Below are 17165 nucleotides of genomic sequence, written 5' to 3'. Positions count from 1 at the left end.
CGCCGCTGCCGTCGTCGTGGCCGCGCTGCTCACCACGGCGCTCCTGCGCCGCCGCCGTCGGGCCTGAACCCCCGCCGGTCGCCGCCCACCCATGGAGCAGGAGGCTGGGCGCGGCACGGTGTCCGCCCGGCCTGGGCCGGGGGAGTCAACCCGCGTCGGGCGGGTAAGCGCGGGCGGTGACCGCGGAGCACCGGGGGCGGATCGTCGTGGTGTCGGCCGATGTCGGCGCCGGCCACGACACGGCCGCCGCCGAACTGACGCGCCGGCTCGCCGACCAGGGCTTTGTCGTGGACCGGGTGAACCTCCTCGACCTGCTGCCGCCCCCGGTGCGGTGGATCTGTCGGGAGGCGTACCGGGGCGTCCTGCGCTGGGCTCCGTGGGGCTACGACGCGCTGTTCGCCGCCACCAACCGGTCCCGGCTGGTGGCCGCCGTGCTGCGGGGGGTGCTCACGCCGCTGCGGGGACGGGCCCGGCGGGCCGTCCCACCACGCACCCGGGCGGTCGTCACCACGTACCCGTTCGCGAACCAGCTGTTCGGGCCGCTGCGCCGCAGCGGCGGGCTGGCCGTCCCGCTGGTCACCTACGTGACCGACTTCGCCATCCACCCCACCTGGGTCGCGCCGGGCGTCGACGTCTACTGCGCCCTGCCGCACGCCCGCCCCCGCACGGCCGCCCCCGACCTGGACGTCCGGACGGTCGATCCGCTGGTGTCGGTCGGCTTCCAGGCGGCCACGGGGACGAGCCGCAGCGAGGCGCGGCGGCGTTTCGGCCTCCCGGAGCGGGGCCGGTTGGCGCTCGTCGTCGCCGGGGCGTGGGGGATGGGTGACATCCAGGCGACGGTCGCGGACCTCGCTGCCGTCGACGGCGTGCGGGCCGTGGTCGTCTGCGGCCGTAACGAAACCCTGCGCCGGCGGCTGCGGCGCTCCACGCAGCACACCCTCGGCTGGGTCGACGACATGCCCACGCTGATGCGGGCGGTCGACGTGTTGGTGGAGAACGCGGGCGGGCTGACCTGCCAGGAGGCGCTGAGCTGCGGACTGCCCGTGGTCACCTACCGCCCCATACCGGGTCACGGCCGGGTGAATGCCGCGATCCTCGCCGAGGCCGGCCTGACCCGGCTGGCACCGTCCGCCGACCACCTGTGCCGGGTGCTGGCCGCGCTGTCCACGTCCGGCCCGGAGTCCGCCGGCGGGGGGATGACCCGCTGCGCCGACCCCGCCGGCCTGGTGGCCGAGCTGGCTGCCCGGTCGCCGGCCGTCGCCGCGTCCGAGGCGTACCGCCGCAGGTCGGTGCTGGACGCACTGGGTGAGGCGGTCGCGGTGCTGGCCACGGTCCTGCCGTCGATCCGCTGGACGGGCCGGCGGTGACCGCCCCTGCCGGACGTCCGCCGCGAAGGCGGTCCACCGCGCTGGTCGGCGTCGCCACCGTCGCGCTCGCCACCGCCCAGCTCGCCCCGTCGGTCACCGCGGTGCCGGCGGTGCGCCGCAGGCTGTTCCCCCGGCTCGCCGGGACGGGCGGGCCGGGGCGGATCGCCCTGACCTTCGACGACGGGCCCGACCCCGAGTCCACCCCCCGGTTCCTCGCTGTGCTCGCGGAGCACCGGGTTCGGGCCACGTTCTTCCTGCTGGGCACGATGCTGGCCCGGTCGCCCCGGCTCGCCGGGGAGATCGCCGCCGGGGGGCACGAGGTGGCCGTCCACGGCTGGGCCCATCGCAACCTGCTGCGCAGGGGCCCGCTGGCCACCTACCGGGACCTGGCCCGGGCCCGCGCGCTCGTCGCGGCCACCAGCGGTCTGACCCCCCGCTTCTTCCGCCCACCGTACGGGGTGCTGACCGGCCCGGCGCTGCTGGCGAGCGCGCGGCTGGGGCTGACGCCGGTGCTGTGGACCTGCTGGGGCCGGGACTGGACGGCGACGGCGAGCGCCGAATCGGTCTTCGACACCGTCACCGCCGGGCTGGCCGGCGGCGGGACCGTCCTGCTGCACGACGCGGACTGCGCCGCCGCCCCCGGGGCCTGGCGGGCGAGCCTCGCCGCCCTGCCCCGGCTGCTGGCCGAGTGCCGCCGCCGGGGGTGGGCCGTGGGCCCGCTCGGCGAGCACCGGGACCCGGCGTGACGCCCCTGGCGCCGGCGCGCCCTGGCTGCCGCGCCCTGTTTCGCGTGTCGCCGTCGACAGGAGGACCGCCGAATCCATAGACTGCGATCTTTCTGGATTCACCAGCCCAGGAGGACGCCCCGTGTCGAGGTCATCCCGTCGGCAGCCGGTCCCGCCGTTCCCGGCCCATCCCCGCAGGACGCGCACGCTGTCCCGCCTCACCGGTGTCGCGTTGCTCGCCACCGCCCTGATCGGCGGCAGCGGCGTCGCCGCCGTGGCCGCCCCGGCCGCCGCCCCGGGAGGTGCGGTCCCGGCCGCCGCCGCGCCGCCGCGGACGACCCCGGGCCCGTGCGCGTACACCGAGACGCCGGACGAGCCGGCCGCCCGGCCCGTTCCGCTGCCGCCCGATCCCCGGCGGACGCCGGGTCACGGCACCGTTCGGGTCACGCTGCGGACGAACCAGGGCCCGATCGGGCTGACCCTGGACCGCGAGCAGGCGCCCTGCACGGTGCAGAGCTTCCTGCACCTGGTCCGGCACCGGTTCTACGACCGCACCTCGTGCCACCGGCTGACCGCGTACCCGACGCTCAGCGTGCTCCAGTGCGGTGACCCGTCGGGCACCGGCTCGGGCGGGCCCGGCTACCGGTACGCCGACGAGCTGCCCACCGACCTGCCGCCCGCGCCGACGGACCCGACGGGCGTGCGGAAGGTGTACGCCCGGGGTGTGCTCGCCATGGCCAACGCCGGCCCGGACACCAACGGCAGCCAGTTCTTCCTGGTGTACGCCAACTCGGCGCTGCGCCCCAATTACACCATTTTCGGCGAGGTGGACGCCGCCGGCCTGGCCACCCTGGACCGGATCGCCGCCGGCGGGATCGCCCCCACGGCGGAGGACCCGGCCCCGGTCGACGGCGCGCCCGCGCTGCCGGTGGAGATCCGCCGGGCGGCCCGTGGGCGGTGAGCATCGACCGCCCCACCGGGCGGTGAGTGTCGGCCACCCTGCCCCGGAGCGGGATCCCACCGGTTCACCATGAAACAGGCCGGATGCTGCTAGAACGGTGTGCATGGGACAGCAACGCCGGCCGGCCCGTACGCCCCTCCCCGCCCCCGAGGGCCGACCCGCCTCCTCCCGCCCAGGCCTCCGTCGCGGATCGATCAAGAGGTTTACGTCGGAATCGGAGATCAGACCTGACGTAGACCTCTTGATCACCGCCGTCGGGCGGGTGAGGGCCTGGCGGTGGGTGGTCGGAGGGCTGGGACGGGTCGTCGTCGGGGGAGTGGTGTTGCTGGCGGGGTGTTCCGTGTCGGGGCCGTCCGGGGTGGGGGCGTCCGGGGTCGGCGCGTCCGCGTCGGGCGGGGGCGAGGCGGGGGCGCCGGGGGAGTTCGTGGTGCTGTCCGATGTGGATCCGAGCATCGGGTCCGACATTCGGTATGCCACCGCGCACAACTTCGTCGGCCGGCCGATCGCCGGGTACCGGGAGCCCCTGTGCCTGCTCACCCGGCCAGCCGCCGAGGCGCTGCGCCGGGTGCAGCAGGCCGCCCGTGCGACGGGCCACAGCCTCAAGGTGTACGACTGCTACCGCCCGCAGCCCGCCGTGGACGACTTCGTGGCCTGGGCGAAGCGCCCCGACGAGGAGCGGACGAAGGCCGAGTTCTACCCCGGGGTGGCCAAGTCGCGGCTGTTCGACGAGGGCTACCTCGGTGCGCCCACCGCGCACAGCCGGGGCAGCACCGTCGACCTGACCCTGGTCGACGACCCGTCGGCCGGCCAACGCCCCTACGTTCCCGGCGATCCCCTGGTCGCCTGCACCGCACCGAAGGACGACCGCTTCCCGGACAACAGCGTCGACATGGGCACCGGCTTCGACTGCTTCGACCCGCGCGCCCACACCGCCGACGGTCGGGTCACCGGAGCCGCCCGGGACAACCGCGACCTGCTGAAGCGGCTGATGGCCGACGGCGGGTTCACCAACTATCCGCGTGAGTGGTGGCACTACCGGTACGACGACGAGCCGTACCCCGAGACGTACTTCGATTTCCCTGTGGCCCGCCCGTCCCGCTGACCCGGCGGGCCCGGCCCCGACCGCGCCGACCGGCCCGGCGGCTAGGCTCGCCCGGCGAGAGCATCGCCCCTCGGCGGCTCCGGTCCGCCGACCCCCGTGGGACCGGACCGTCGGCGACCGGAGAGGACCCGGACATGACCACCGAGCGGATCGGACCGCCCCTGATCGCCGATGAGCGCGAGATGCTGCGCGCGTTCCTGGACTTCCACCGCGCCACCCTCGCCATGAAGTGCGAGGGCCTCACCGACGAGGAGCTGCGCCGGCAGCCGTCCCCGCCGTCCACGCTGAGCCTGCTCGGCCTGGTCCGGCACATGGCCGAGGTGGAGCGCAACTGGTTCCGCCGGGTGATCGGCGGCGAGGACGTCCCGCTGGTCTGGTCGGAGACCGGCGACTACCAGGAGGCGTACGACGCCCGCACCGCCGGCGCGTCCGAGGCGTTCGAGGCGTGGCGGCGGGAGGTCGAACACGCCCGGCGCATCGAGCGGGAGTCCGGGTCGCTGGACGTCGTCGCCCACAACCCCCGCTGGGGCGAGGACGTGTCGCTGCGCCTGGTGATGCTGCACATGATGCACGAGTACGCCCGGCACAACGGCCACGCCGACCTCCTGCGCGAGGCCGTCGACGGCTCGGTCGGCGTCTGAACCGCCGCTGCGCCCGGTCGCCGGTCGGCGCGGCGGTGTCCCGGGCGGGGCCGGCCACGCAGGAAGGTTTTTGGCCCGGGGCGGCCAGAAGGCTAGATCAAAGGTTTACCAGGCTGTAACGTCCGCGCTGCTGGACCTGTCACAGAGAAGTGGGAGTCAGTGATGAGCGACGTGTCGACGGCCCTGGGTGTGCGCCTCTACCCCGACCTGGTCGAGCTGGGCGGGCTCGCATCCGCGCTGGCCCTGACCGCCACCCGGTGTCAGGCGGACGTGGGCCGGATCAGCGCCCCCGAACAGGGCCGGAGCCGGTTCACGTGCGCCGAGCTGATCTCCGAGCGGGGGACGATCTGCGTGGGGCTGGGATCCCAGGCCCGCTACTTCATGGTCGACATCTCCGGCTCGGACGGGTCCCGGGCCGACGGCGACACCACCGACCTGGACCAGGTCGTGCGGATCGCCGACGCCTGGCGCGGCGGAGCGGGGTTCGCCGAGCTGCGCGCCCGCTTCCCCTTCCTCGACCACGTGACCGAGCCGGTCGGCGAGGGCATCGCGCTCGCCTGACCGGCACCCGCCCCCCGGCGCGCGTTCGGCCGCCGCCGCGGGCCTCGGACCTGCGAAGGCGGGGCCGGACGATGCTGTCCGGCCCCGCCTTCCGTACGGCATCAGGTCAGTTGACGCTGATGATGGTGCCGGCCCCGTTGGGGTACTCGATGTAGCCCGTGTGCCGCCCGGCGGGCACTGCCGACCACTTCGCGGTGACCGTCAGCGGAGTGCCCGGGGTGACCTTGGGGTTCTTGGGGGACACCGTCAGCTTGCCGACGCCACCCTGGCCGGTGACCAGGTTCGCCTGCACCTTGAAGGGCGTTTCCGTGGTTCCTGGCAGGTCCGCCAGGGTGATGATCGTCATCTGGTACAGGCCGGGTTCCGGCTTCGCAAAGGTGAGGCGCATGTCATTGCCCGACACGGTCCAGTCATGGAAGACCAGATTGCCGTTCACCACCCGGAAGACGATAAGGGCGATCTCCGCCTGAGGGTTGTCCGCGCGTGCGGTGAACTCAACGGCCTTGGTGCCCTTGGCCACCGTGACCGGGAAGTCCTTGCCCCAGACGTCGGTGACGTTCACCGTGCCGGGCGTCAGCGGCCCCGCCACCATCCCGTAGGTGGTGATCGGGAGCTTCTTGAGCGCCGGGGTCACCTCGAAGGACACCGAGCCGGCGGCGCCGGCGCCCCGGACCTCGGTCGGTGCGAGCACGCTCTGCGGGGTCACCACGATCGGGCTGCGAACGACGGTGCCGCCACCGTGCCAGGTCAGCGAACCGATGGTCGGCACGCCGGCGGGAGCCGTCCTGAGCTCCATGGTGACGGTGAACTGCTTGGTCTCCCCGGCCTTCTTGAAGCGCAGGGTGGACGGGCTCACCTTGACCTTCAACCCGGGCAGGTCGACCGCGGCGTGGTACACGCCGGGGGTGACGGCGGTGATCTGACGGGTGACCGTCCGGGTGCCGAAGAGCTTGCCGACGCCGATGGACGGGTAGTTCAGGTCGCTACCCTGGATCGGCTTGACCCCGGAACCGGTCCGGACGCCCAGCCCTTCCAGGTAGCCCAGCCAGTCCTGCTCCGACGCGTCGTAGACCAGACCGGGGTTGAGCATCTTGGCCGGGTCGACGTGGCCCGCGCCCTGGGCGAAGACGTCGCTGCTCCGCTTCCCGGTGGCGGCCTTGGTGGGGAAGGTGGTGGTCATCATCGCGGACTTGACCCGCGCCGGCGACCAGTCCGGGTACTTGGCGAGGTAGAGCGCGGCCAGGCCGGCGATGTGCGGCGCGGCCATCGAGGTGCCGGAGTAGAAGTCGAAGTTCTTCCCCTCGGCACCCGGCGGGGCCACGGCCGCGAGGATCGCGACGCCGGGAGCCGCGATGTCCGGCTTCAGCAGGTCCGGGTGGCGCTCCGAGGGACCACGCGAGGAGAACGCCGCCACCTGTGGGTACGGCATGGTCGGGCCGGTCGGCAGCAGGGTCACCTGCGCCCCCGGGGTCGCCGCGTAGTCCAGCACGGCCTGCGTGTCGGGCGAGTTGATGTGCACGGTCGGCACGCTGTGCAGGTCGCCGCTGAGGTCCTGGTCACTCGGGTTGGCCAGCACCATCCCGACACCGCCGGCCCGGTTGACCTCGGCGGACTTGATCGGCCGTGCGATGACGCCACGGAGACAGACGACGACCTTGCCGGCGACCTTCGCCGGGTCGAGGCTGCCGGTCATGCAGTTGTCCGCCGCGGTGTCGTCGGCGGAGGCGGCCTTCGCCGCCCGGGAGGCGATCAGGGGCTTGGGTCCGAACGCCGCCGCGACGGTCGTGCTGGTGCCGTTGAAGCGGGCCCCGTTGCCCAGCTCCACGCTGGCCGGGTACGGCGCGACCGTGCTGGCGCCGACCGTCATCGCCCACGGCACGGTGTTGTCCATCGTCGACGCGTCCGGACCGGAGTTACCGGCGGACGCGGAGACGAAGATGCCCGCCCCCGCCGCGTTGAGGAAGGCGAGTTGGATCGGGTCGTCGGGCCACGATTCGGTTCCGCCGCCCACCGAGTAGTTGATCACATCGACGCCGTCGGCCACCGCCTGGTCGATGGCGGCGACGATGTCCGACGTCTGCCCGCCGGTCGTGTCGTCGTCGATGCCCTGCCAGAGTGCCTTGTAGACCGCGATCGCCGCACCCGGCGCGACTCCGGAGATCTCCCCGAAGTTGACACCCTGCTCGGTGACGGGGACAGCGGTGTTGCCGGCCGCCGTGCTCGCGGTGTGGGTGCCGTGTCCCTGCGCGTCCCGGGGAGAGACGTAGTCCTTCCGCTTCTCCGCGGGCACGCGCCTCAGCCAGCCGTCGCCGAAGTACCGGGCGCTGATCACCTTCTCGTTGCAGAGGGTCACGGCGAACTGCTCGCCGGTCTGGCAGGTGCCGGTGAACGTGCCACCGTCGGACTTGTGCATGACGGTCGCCGCGCCCTGACGGTACGGCCGGTACGGATCGGCCGCCGTGGGCGCGGTGGCGGCGAGCGCCGGCGCGGTGAACGACGCGCTCTCCGGCCAGACCCCGGTGTCGATCACACCGACGACGACGCCCTTGCCGGCGTTGGCCGTGCCGCCGAGCTTGGACCACACGCCCCGGCGACCGGAGAGACCGAGGAAGTCGACGGAGTTGCGGTCGTCGGTGGTCTTGAGCAGCCGGTCGGGCACCACGGAGAGCACGCCGCCGGTGACCAGCAGCTTGACTGCCTGCGCCCGGGTCAGTTCCGCGACGAAGCTGTTCGAGGCGACGGAGTTGCTCCTGAGCGCCTTGGCGCCCACGCTGCGCGCCACCCTGGTGTGCTTGTCCGTGAGGTGGCTGCGGTAGCGCTGGGCGTCGGGGGTGCCCACGTCCACCTTCTTGCCCTTGCCGGGCTTGGTGCCGGCGATGCCGGCGACCCCGCCCTCGTAGGTCGCCAGCGGCTTGTCGGCCAGGGTCACGATGTAGGTTTCGCTGCCCCCGGCACTCGAGGGCAGGACACTCGGCAGCGCCGGTGGCTCCGGCTGGGCGGACGCCGGGACCGGGCTGATCGTGATCGCCAGGGCCACTGCAGCTACCGCCGCGCCATAGCGGGAGGTTTGTCGGATCCTACGGGCCATTGCTCCTCTTTGGGGGGCTTGGAGACGAAGAGAGCCTGTCCACGCCGGCAAGATCGCCAGGTGGGATGGTGAGTAGTGAACGTCTCAGGCCGAAATAAGTCGAGATATCTTCATGACGTCTTCGGTCACGTGGCGAATCGCGCCACGCGTCGGTGACCTGGTCACGGGCAGGTGGGATGTGCGCAACGATCCGGTGCTGGGCGCACTGGGCATCAGCGAGTTCGACGAGCAGATCTACCGGCTACTGCTGATCGAGCCCGACCAACCACTGTCGGAGAGCGCCGACGCCCTGGGCGTAACCACCGCCCGGGTACGCGGTGCCGTCGCCCGGCTGGGCAGGCTCGGCCTGCTGAGACGGACAGCGCCCGGAAGATACGAGGCCATGGGGCCGCAGGCGGCACTGACGGCACTCGTCGCCCGGCACCGGCTGGAGGCGGAAGCGGCGCTGGACGGCGTACAGGCTGCCGTCGCGGACTTCGCCCAACTGTTCCAGAAAGCCCGGCTCCGCGATCCCGGGCGTTGGGTGGAGGTGCTGTCGGGCCGGGAGACGGTCAACCGCCGGGTGGACGAACTCACCCGGTCCGTGCGAACCCACCTGTGGGTGCTCGACCGGCCGCCCTACATGAAGCACGTGGACGGCACCCCGGACACCAACGAGGCGGAGATCGCGGAGACCCAGGACCTGATTGCCAGAGGGGTGGACATCCGCACGGTCTACTGCCCGGAGTCCATGGGGCGGCCGGGTCGCTTCGAGTTGCTGGTCAGGCTCGCCGAGGCGGGTGAGCAGGCCCGGATCCTCCCCAGCCTGCCGTTCAAGCTACGGATCATGGACCTGAGGGTGGCGGTGGTCTCGCTCACCGGCGGGGCCTACGACAACATCGCGCTGATCCACCCCTCGGGGCTGCTCGACGCGCTGATCGAACTGTTCAAGGCGTACTGGGGTCGGGCCACACCGCTCGCCGGCGCCCACCCGCCGGCCGACGACAAGCCGAGCGACGAGGATCTGCTGCTGCTCCAGATGCTCAAGGCCGGCCTCAAGGACGAGGGCATCGCCCGCCAGCTCGGGGTCAGCGCCCGCACCGCCACCCGCCGGATCGCGTCCGTCATCGACCGGCTGGGCGCCACCACCCGGTTCCAGGCCGGCGTCGAGGCGTCCGCACGCGGCTGGCTCTGATCGCCCGACCAACCCGCCGAACGTCGGGCGGGCGTGCCGGTGGGCGCCGAGGGCAGCCGGATATCCATTGCGGTCGTCGTGGCCCTCGCCTACGGTCATCGGGCAAGGCCAACCCGAGCTGATCCAGGGAGCATGCCGTGTCGCAGCGCGAACGCACCACAACCTCGCGGCCCACGCCGCGCGGCGGTGCCCCGCTGCTCACCGGCGGGCAGACCCTCGGCCGGTGTCAGCGCCGGCAATCCGGGTGGTGGCGCGGATAGCGCCAGCGCGACACGCGCAGCCGCCCATCCCGAGTTCGGGACCGGGCGGCTTTTTCGTCCCCGGCCCCGCCCGTCGGACCGATATCGCCAACGCCCGTCCCGCCCCTGGTGGGCCGGCCTCGCGGCTGTGGCGCAGCCCGGCAGCACGTCACCCCGCTGCGGTGAAGACCGCCGGTTCGAATCCGGCCAGCCGCTCCGCCAAGGACGAGAACGAACGAGGAGAACACGATGGCATTCACCCCGCTTCCGGGCACCCGCGCGCCCGTCCGGGTCTGGACCGACCCGTACGCCATCGAGGAGCAGGCCGCCCGGCAGCTGCGCAACATCGGCGCGCTGCCCTGGGTCGAGGGCGTCGCCGTGATGCCCGACGTCCACTTCGGCAAGGGCGCCACCGTCGGCTCGGTGATCGCGATGCGGCAGGCGCTCTCCCCGGCCGCCGTCGGCGTGGACATCGGCTGCGGCATGTCGGCGGTGCGGACCTCGCTCACCGCCGCCGACCTGCCCGACGACCTCGCGGGGCTGCGCTCCGAGATCGAGGCGACCATCCCGGTCGGCTTCGCCAAGCGCGACGACGCGGTCGACCCGCGCCGGGTACGCGGGCTGGAGCAGGGCGGCTGGGCCGACTTCTGGGGGCGCTTCGGCGCCCTCGACAAGCGGGTGGCCCAGCTCGAGACCCGGGCCCAGCGGCAGATGGGCACCCTCGGCGGTGGCAACCACTTCATCGAGGTCTGCCTGGAGCAGGGCGGCCCGGACGCCGGCCGGGTCTGGTTGATGCTGCACTCCGGGTCGCGCAACATCGGCAAGGAGCTGGCGGAGCGGCACATCGGTGTCGCGCGTCGGCTGCCGCACAACGCCGAGCTGCCCGACCGGGATCTGGCGGTCTTCCTCGTCGGCACGCCGGAGATGACGGCGTACCGGCGGGACCTGTGGTGGGCCCAGGAGTACGCCCGCCGCAACCGCGCGGTGATGCTGGCCCTGCTCTGCAACGTGGTCCGTGACCGGTTCCCGCAGGTCGGCTTTGACGAGCACATCTCGTGCCACCACAACTACGTCGCCGAGGAGACGTACGGCGGGGTGGACGTGCTGGTCACCCGCAAGGGCGCGATCCGGGCCGGCGCCGGGGACCTCGGCATCATCCCCGGCTCGATGGGCACCGGGTCGTACGTCGTGCGCGGGAAGGGGAACCCGGACGCGTACTGCTCCGCCTCGCACGGGGCCGGGCGGCGGATGTCGCGCGGGCAGGCGAAGCGGACGTACACCACGGCCGACCTGGCGCGGCAGACCGCCGGGGTGGAGTGCCGCAAGGACGCGGGGGTGGTCGACGAGATACCCGCCGCGTACAAGGACATCACGGAGGTGATGGCCCAGCAGGAGGACCTGGTCGAGGTGGTCGCCCACCTCAAGCAGGTGGTCTGCGTGAAGGGCTGAGCCTTCAGGTCAGCCTGCTGGAAGGCTCAGCGGGGTGCTTCGGATCACGTCCATGACCTGCGCCGCCGCGGTGGAGGGACGGCGGTCGCGGAGGTCCAGGACGGTGCCGGGAACGCCCACCCGGTGGGCCACGAGCAGCCGCATGATCGCCAGCAGGGGATCGAACCGGCCGGTCAGGTCGAACTGCCGGCCGTCGGGGCCGATCACGACGGCGGGGCCGACCCCGGCGGCGAGGTTGGTGCGTGCCCAGTCGATCTCGTACGACCGGCGGTCCCCGCCGACCTGCATGACGAGCTGTTTCGTCCGGTGCAGCAGCGCGAGGTAGTTCATCGGCACCGTCAGCTTCTTCCCGACGTCGAACGGGGCGCCGCCGTCGGGGAATATCCGCAGGACGGTCTCCAGCACCGGGCCCTCGTACTGGAAGGTGTCCGTGCCCCGCAGTTCCAGGAACCGGCCCCGGACGAGCTGCCCGCCCTGGCGTGCCCACCGGCGGTCGACGCCACCGAACGCCCCCCTCGTGCCGGGCAGCCGGTCGATCACCCACCTGGCCCTGCCGTCCGGCACCGGCTCGGGCGTCGGTCGGCCGGCTGCGGCCCGCTCGACGAGGCTCTGTAGTCGCGTCGCCACGGCGGGGTCGACGCGTCGCAGGTCGATCGTGTCGCCGTCCAGGGCGACCCGGCCCGTGGCCCTCGCAATTCCCATCTGCTCCAGGAGGAGATCCGGGTGCCCGGTCAGGTCGACGCGCCGGCCGTCGAGCCCGACCAGCCGGCAGGTCCGGATGCCCGACAGCAGGGCGCTGCGTGGCCAGTCGATGCCGAATTCCGCAGGGACGCCCGGGTGGGTGACGGCGACGAGCCGCCCCGCGGTGACGGCCGCCAGGCACAGGGACGGCACGCGCCACGTGGCCGTCGACTCGAACGGCTCGCGGCCCTCGGGGTGAACCCACACCCTGAGTCTTATGCGCGCCTTGGGCTCGTCGGGGTCGAGGTCGCCGCCGTAGCTCTGGTACGTCGCCTCCCAGTCCTGGCCGTACGTCACGAACGTCGCCTCGCGCACCGCGGCCATGGCCAACCGGCCGTCCTGGATCGGGATCCGGGCGGTGGGGGTCCACATGGCGAAGCTGTCGTCGTCGCGCCGGTGCGCGTCGGGCACCTGGTTGCGGCGGGTGATGACCCGGAAGTGCGCCCGGGTGAACAGGAAGGCGCCGACCGGGATCGCGAGGGTGAACACCAGGCCGGTGAGGAGGAAGGCCAGCGGGACGCCCTCCTCGCCCGAGCCGACCTCGCTGACGCCGAGGGCGCCCACGACGAGAAGGACCGGCCCCGCCACCCCACAGACGGTGAAGATCACGAGGTTGCGGACGAACGTACCGGTGAAGCTCTGCACGGCCACTCCTGCGCGGACTCCGGTCCTTGATACCACCCATGCGGGGGCGGCGTCGTCCGGCGACGCCGGGCGGGTCAGGCGCGTCGGGCGCGGGCGCCCTTGAGCCGGCGGCCGAACTCGCGGGCGATCTCCCGTTTCGCGTCCCGCTCGGCGATCGCCTGCCGCTTGTCGTACGACTTCCGGCCCTTGGCAAGGGCAAGCTCGACCTTGGCCCAGCCGTCGGAGAAGTACAGCGACAACGGCACGAGGGTGAGCCCGCCCTCGCGCGTCCGGTCGAGGATCCGGTCGATCTCGACGCGGCGCAGCAGCAGCTTGCGGATGCGGCGGGGCTGGTGGTTGGTCCAGCTGCCGAAGCCGTACTCGGCGATGTGCAGGCCGTGCAGCAGCAGCTCGCCGTCGTGCTCCTGGGCGAAGGCGTCGACCAGCGACACCCGGCCGGCCCGCAGCGACTTCACCTCGGTGCCGGCGAGCACCAACCCCGCCTCGTACGTCTTGAGGATGTCGTAGTCGTGCCGGGCCTTCTTGTTCGACGCGACGAGGGTGCGTCCGGTCTCCCTGGGCACGGCCGGCCTCCCGATGGTGGTTCCGCGTCAACGCGAGAGGCTAGCAGCCGGCACCGGCGACGGCGACGGCTGCGCCGGGACCGTACCCGCGACAGCGCAAATCCTGCAGTCGTTGCCCCGGACGCCGCGTGGAAAACGGGTGGAAGGGCGGGGCCAACACCGGCCACAATTCCGGGATGGATCACCGCGCCACGGTCAAGTTGAGCAAGCGGATGTCCCGGGCGTTGCGGCACGAGCCGCACCGCCTGGGCCTCACGCCGGACCGGGCCGGGTGGGTCCTGGTCGACGACCTGCTGGCCGCCCTGCGGGTGGGGCGGGACACGCTCGACATGGTGGTCGCCGAGAACGACAAGCAGCGCTTCGCGGTGGAACGCGGCCCCGACGGGGTCGAACGTATCCGGGCCAACCAGGGCCACTCCATCCCGGTCGAGCTGGGGTTACCACCGGCGGCCCCGCCCGACCGGCTGTACCACGGCACCGGCGCCGCCGCCCTCGACCCGATCCGGGCCACCGGGCTGCACCGGGGCGGCCGTCACCACGTCCACCTGTCGGAGGACGTCGAGACCGCCCGCCGGGTCGGCGCGCGACGGGGCGGGGCCGTGGTGGTGTTCACCGTGGACGCGGCGGCGATGGCCCGCGACGGGCACGTCTTCCACCGCAGCGCCAACGGGGTGTGGCTGACCGACGCCGTCCCCGCCCGATACCTCACCCCGGGACGGTAGGGGCACCCCGCAATCCCGACAGCGCCATTGAAAGTCGCCCGGCCGGCAGGCAGGATCGGCGGTCCGGGGGCATCGACAGTGGTGGGGACCTTCAGTGGTGGATGGGGCCGACGGGGGGTGTCCGGCGCGTGACCTGCGGCTGGTCGTGGGCGCGCACGCGGCGTCGACGTACGGCAGCTACCTGAATCTGGTGGCGCTGGGCCTGTTCACGCTGGAGGTCACCGGCTCCGCCGTGCAGACCGGCCTGTTCATGGCCGTCCGCATGACCGCCGGCTTCCTCATGGGCCCGGTGAGCGGGCTGCTCGCCGGCCGGTGCCGGCGTACCCGCCTGATGATCGGCGCCGACGTGCTGTCCGCCGTGACCCTGGCGCTGCTGGTCGCCGCCCCCGCCGGGGCGCGGCCCGGGATGCTCTACGCGCTCGCCGTGGTGCTCGGCTGCGGGCAGACCCTGTGGGGGGTCGCGCTGCGCAGCGAGCTGCCCGAGCTGGCCGGCCCCGATCGGCGGGCCCGCGCCAACGCCCGGCTCGTCGCGGCCCGGTCGGTGGCGATGCTGCTCGGGTTCGCCTCGGCGGGAATCCTGGTCGCCCAGCTCGGCTACCAGGTGGCGTTCCTGCTCGACGCCGGCACGTACGTGCTGTCCGCCGGGCTGCTGGCCCGGGTGCGGGCCCGCCCGCCGGCCACCGCCGAGCCCGGGACCGCGCCGCCCGCCGGGCCGCGCGCCCTGGCCGGCTTCGGGATACTGCGGGCGGTCGCGCCGGTGGTGGTGGCGATGATCGGCGTACGCGCCGCCGACGCGTTCGGGTCCGCGTCGCACAACGTGGGCATCCCGGTGCAGGCCAGCCTGGTCCGCCCCGACTCGCCTGCCGGGTACGCCGCCGTCTTCCTGACCTGCTGGGCGGTGGGCAGCCTCGTCGCCGGCCGGTGGTGCGCCCGGCTGGCCGCCCGCACCGGCGGGGTGGACTCCCCGCGCTCCTTCGGCGTCGCGACCTGCCTGATGTCGGTCTTCTTCGTGCTCGCCTTCACCGACCCTCCCCTGTGGCTGCTGGTCCCGCTGACCGTGGCGGCGGGCGCCGCCGACGGCTACGCCGAGATCAGCTACACCACCCGGCTCCAGGCGGTCGACGAGACCCGCCGCGCCCGGCTGTTCGGGTTCGCCAGCGCGGCGCAGAACGCCGGCTTCGGCCTCGGAATGGTCGGCTGCGCCGCCGCGCTGGGCCGGGCGGCCCCGCTCACGGTCGTCGCCGTGGCCCACGGGGCGGCCTTCGCCGTGGCCCTGGCGTTCCTCCTCGTCCAGACGTTCCGACCGGCCGGCCGGAAACCGCCCGTCGACTCCGCGATCCATGAGGTGACGCCGTGACCGCCGTACCGCCCGCCCGTCGCCCCGCCGTCAGCCACGGCGGCGACCTGCCCGCCGACCCGGAGCACCCCCGGACGCTGGGCGGCGCGCTGCGGCGGGCGGCGCGGGAGTTCCCCGACGCCGGCATCCGGGTGGTGGACGAGGACGGCCGCAGCGTGTTCCTCGACCATCCGACGCTGCTGGACCGGGCCCGTGCCGTGCGGGCCGGCCTGCATGCGCGGGGGGTCACCGCCGGCTCGTCGGCGATCCTGCGGATCACCTCCGGCGCGCAGTACTGGCCGGCGTTCTGGGGATGCGTGCTCGGTGGCGTCGTGCCGCTGACCGTCGGCGCCCCGGCCGGCTACGACGCGGACAGCCCCGCCCTCGCGGCGCTGCTGCACGCCTGGCGGGCCCTCGACGCCCCGGTCGTCCTCGCCGGCGTCGAGGACGTGGCGGGGCTGGCCGCTCTGCCGCCGGCCGGCCGGGTGCTCGCCGTGGCGGAGCTGGCGGCGGGGGACAGCACCGGGGAGCTGCCCGATGTCGCCCCCGACCCCGCCGGGGTGGCCGTGCTGCAACTGTCGTCGGGCAGCACCGGCACCCCGAAGATCATTCCGTTGACCCACCGGGGCCTGTCCGAGTACGCCGTCGGCGCCCGCGAGATGCTCGACGTCCGCCCGGGCGACGTGCTGCTCAACTGGCTGCCGGTGGACCACGTCGCCGGCCTGCTCCTGTACCACCTCGGCGGGGTGTTCCTCGGCGCCACGTCCGTGCACGTCGCCACACCGCTGGTGCTGGCGGACCCGCCGCGCTGGCTGGAGCTCATGCACCGGTACGGGGTGACGCACAGCTGGGCGCCGAACTTCGGCCTGCGGCTGGTCGCCGACGCGGTGGCGCGCGCCCCGGGCCGACGGTGGGACCTCGGCGGGGTGCGGCGCATGGTCAGCGGCGGCGAGCAGTGCCTGCCGGAGACGTTCGAGGCGTTCGTCGCCGCGACCGGGGTGCCGGCGGCGGCCATGACCCCGGCCTGGGGGATGTCCGAGACCTGCACCGGGATCACCTTCGCGTCGTTCACCGCACCCGGCTGCCGGCAGTGGGTCGGCACGGCCAGCCTCGACGGCGACCTGGAGTGGGTCGACGACGACGCGGCGGCCGACCGCACGGAGTTTTTGTCCGTCGGCCGGCCCGCGCCCGGGGTCACGCTGCGCATCGTCGACGCCGACGGCGCATTGCTGCCCGAGGGCCGAATCGGCCGGCTGCAGGTCCGCTCGGCCCGGGTCACCCCCGGCTACCTCGGCGACCCCGAGGCCGACCGCGTGGCCTTCCCCGACGGCGACTGGCTGGAGAGCGGGGACCTGGCCTACCTGCGCGACGGCGCGGTCACCGTCACCGGGCGCGCCAAGGACCTGCTGATCCTCAACGGGCAGAACATCCCCTGCCACGAGATCGAGCGGGTGGCCGCCGGGGTCGCCGGGGTACGCGCCGGCCTCGTCGCCGCGGTGGGCGTACCCGATGCCCGCACCGGCACCGAGTCACTGGTGCTGTTCCACGTCCCCGATCCCGACGCGGCCGAGCCTGCCCAGCGGGTGGCCGAGGCGCTCACCGCGGCGGTGGCCCGCCGATGGCAGGTCGTCCCGGCGCGGGTGCTGGCCGTGACCGAGGAGGAGTTCCCGCGTACCTCCGGGGGGAAGCTCCAGCGGGCGGAGCTGCGGCGACGGTTCCTGGCCGGCGGCTTCCCGCCCGGCGGCCCCGGCCCCGGCCCCGGTCCTGTCGCCGGCCCCGGTCCCCGCGGCGGGGGGGCGGAAGGGGGGGCGGCGCCGGGGGGCGCGGGGGCGGGGGCCGGGGGCGCAACGC

At 73.8% G+C, this 17165-nt stretch carries 14 protein-coding genes and 1 tRNA gene; 12 read left to right on the top strand and 3 right to left on the bottom strand.

The window, feature by feature from the left end:
* The first annotated feature begins 176 nt into the window (after positions 1 to 176).
* The 6 genes from ABT023_RS27730 to ABT023_RS27705 all read left to right on the top strand — a co-directional run bounded on the left by ABT023_RS27730 (position 177) and on the right by ABT023_RS27705 (position 5357).
* Positions 177 to 1367 (top strand): MGDG synthase family glycosyltransferase, encoded by a 1191-nt coding sequence (locus ABT023_RS27730; protein WP_350889494.1) that lies wholly within the window; start codon positions 177 to 179, stop codon positions 1365 to 1367.
* Positions 1364 to 2113 (top strand): polysaccharide deacetylase family protein, encoded by a 750-nt coding sequence (locus ABT023_RS27725; protein WP_502890772.1) that lies wholly within the window; start codon positions 1364 to 1366, stop codon positions 2111 to 2113. Before ABT023_RS27730 ends, ABT023_RS27725 begins: the two co-directional genes overlap by 4 nt.
* 187 nt (positions 2114 to 2300) lie before the next feature.
* Positions 2301 to 3053, top strand: coding sequence for a peptidylprolyl isomerase (locus tag ABT023_RS27720; RefSeq protein ID WP_502890773.1), 753 nt, complete (start codon positions 2301 to 2303; stop codon positions 3051 to 3053).
* A gap of 340 nt (positions 3054 to 3393) precedes the next feature.
* Positions 3394 to 4155 carry a M15 family metallopeptidase gene (locus tag ABT023_RS27715; protein WP_502890771.1) on the top strand — a complete coding sequence of 254 codons (762 nt, stop codon included), beginning with the start codon at positions 3394 to 3396 and terminating at the stop codon, positions 4153 to 4155.
* A 134-nt stretch (positions 4156 to 4289) separates the two neighbouring features.
* Positions 4290 to 4796 carry a DinB family protein gene (locus ABT023_RS27710; RefSeq protein ID WP_350889491.1) on the top strand — a complete coding sequence of 169 codons (507 nt, stop codon included), beginning with the start codon at positions 4290 to 4292 and terminating at the stop codon, positions 4794 to 4796.
* A gap of 162 nt (positions 4797 to 4958) precedes the next feature.
* On the top strand, positions 4959 to 5357 hold the full coding sequence (locus ABT023_RS27705; RefSeq protein ID WP_350889490.1) for a hypothetical protein: 399 nt from the start codon (positions 4959 to 4961) through the stop codon (positions 5355 to 5357).
* Between the two features lie 106 nt (positions 5358 to 5463).
* On the opposite strand, the gene ABT023_RS27700 is transcribed toward ABT023_RS27705, so the two are convergent.
* Positions 5464 to 8394, bottom strand: a complete 2931-nt coding sequence (locus ABT023_RS27700; protein WP_350889488.1) for a S8 family serine peptidase — start codon at positions 8392 to 8394, stop codon at positions 5464 to 5466.
* 229 nt (positions 8395 to 8623) lie between these two features.
* On the opposite strand from ABT023_RS27700, the gene ABT023_RS27695 reads away from it, so the two are divergent.
* The 3 genes from ABT023_RS27695 to ABT023_RS27685 all read left to right on the top strand — a co-directional run bounded on the left by ABT023_RS27695 (position 8624) and on the right by ABT023_RS27685 (position 11307).
* Entirely contained in the window at positions 8624 to 9619 is a 996-nt protein-coding gene (locus ABT023_RS27695) for a hypothetical protein (RefSeq protein ID WP_350889486.1), read from the top strand.
* A gap of 381 nt (positions 9620 to 10000) precedes the next feature.
* Positions 10001 to 10074, top strand: a tRNA-Ser gene (locus tag ABT023_RS27690).
* Between the two features lie 33 nt (positions 10075 to 10107).
* Positions 10108 to 11307, top strand: coding sequence for an RtcB family protein (locus ABT023_RS27685; protein WP_350889485.1), 1200 nt, complete (start codon positions 10108 to 10110; stop codon positions 11305 to 11307).
* 9 nt (positions 11308 to 11316) lie between these two features.
* On the opposite strand, the gene ABT023_RS27680 is transcribed toward ABT023_RS27685, so the two are convergent.
* A complete protein-coding gene (locus tag ABT023_RS27680; RefSeq protein ID WP_350889484.1) occupies positions 11317 to 12693 on the bottom strand; it encodes a hypothetical protein in 1377 nt (458 codons plus the stop codon).
* A 74-nt stretch (positions 12694 to 12767) separates the two neighbouring features.
* Entirely contained in the window at positions 12768 to 13256 is a 489-nt protein-coding gene (smpB, locus tag ABT023_RS27675) for an SsrA-binding protein SmpB (protein ID WP_350889483.1), read from the bottom strand.
* Positions 13257 to 13432: 176 nt separating this feature from the next.
* Here smpB and ABT023_RS27670 point away from each other — a divergent pair, with 176 nt between their 5' ends.
* From ABT023_RS27670 to ABT023_RS27660, 3 genes are all read left to right on the top strand, one after another.
* On the top strand, positions 13433 to 13978 hold the full coding sequence (locus tag ABT023_RS27670; protein ID WP_350889482.1) for an RNA 2'-phosphotransferase: 546 nt from the start codon (positions 13433 to 13435) through the stop codon (positions 13976 to 13978).
* A gap of 94 nt (positions 13979 to 14072) precedes the next feature.
* Positions 14073 to 15335 carry an MFS transporter gene (locus ABT023_RS27665; RefSeq protein WP_350889481.1) on the top strand — a complete coding sequence of 421 codons (1263 nt, stop codon included), beginning with the start codon at positions 14073 to 14075 and terminating at the stop codon, positions 15333 to 15335.
* The coding region (locus ABT023_RS27660) for an AMP-binding protein (protein WP_350889480.1) at positions 15332 to 17165 on the top strand (1834 nt) is incomplete at its 3' end. The genes ABT023_RS27665 and ABT023_RS27660, both read left to right, overlap by 4 nt.

The organism is Micromonospora sp. NPDC002296 (assembly GCF_040296145.1).
GTDB lineage: Bacteria > Actinomycetota > Actinomycetes > Mycobacteriales > Micromonosporaceae > Micromonospora.
The sequence above is the reverse complement of the archived record's forward strand: the minus strand, read 5'-3'. Positions and strand labels throughout refer to the sequence as shown.

Coding starts and splice junctions, on each gene's coding strand:
- ABT023_RS27670 (WP_350889482.1), top strand. CDS start 13,433: ATGGATCACCGCGCCACGGTCAAGTTGAGCAAGCGGATGTCCCGGGCG.
- ABT023_RS27710 (WP_350889491.1), top strand. CDS start 4,290: ATGACCACCGAGCGGATCGGACCGCCCCTGATCGCCGATGAGCGCGAG.
- ABT023_RS27705 (WP_350889490.1), top strand. CDS start 4,959: ATGAGCGACGTGTCGACGGCCCTGGGTGTGCGCCTCTACCCCGACCTG.
- ABT023_RS27685 (WP_350889485.1), top strand. CDS start 10,108: ATGGCATTCACCCCGCTTCCGGGCACCCGCGCGCCCGTCCGGGTCTGG.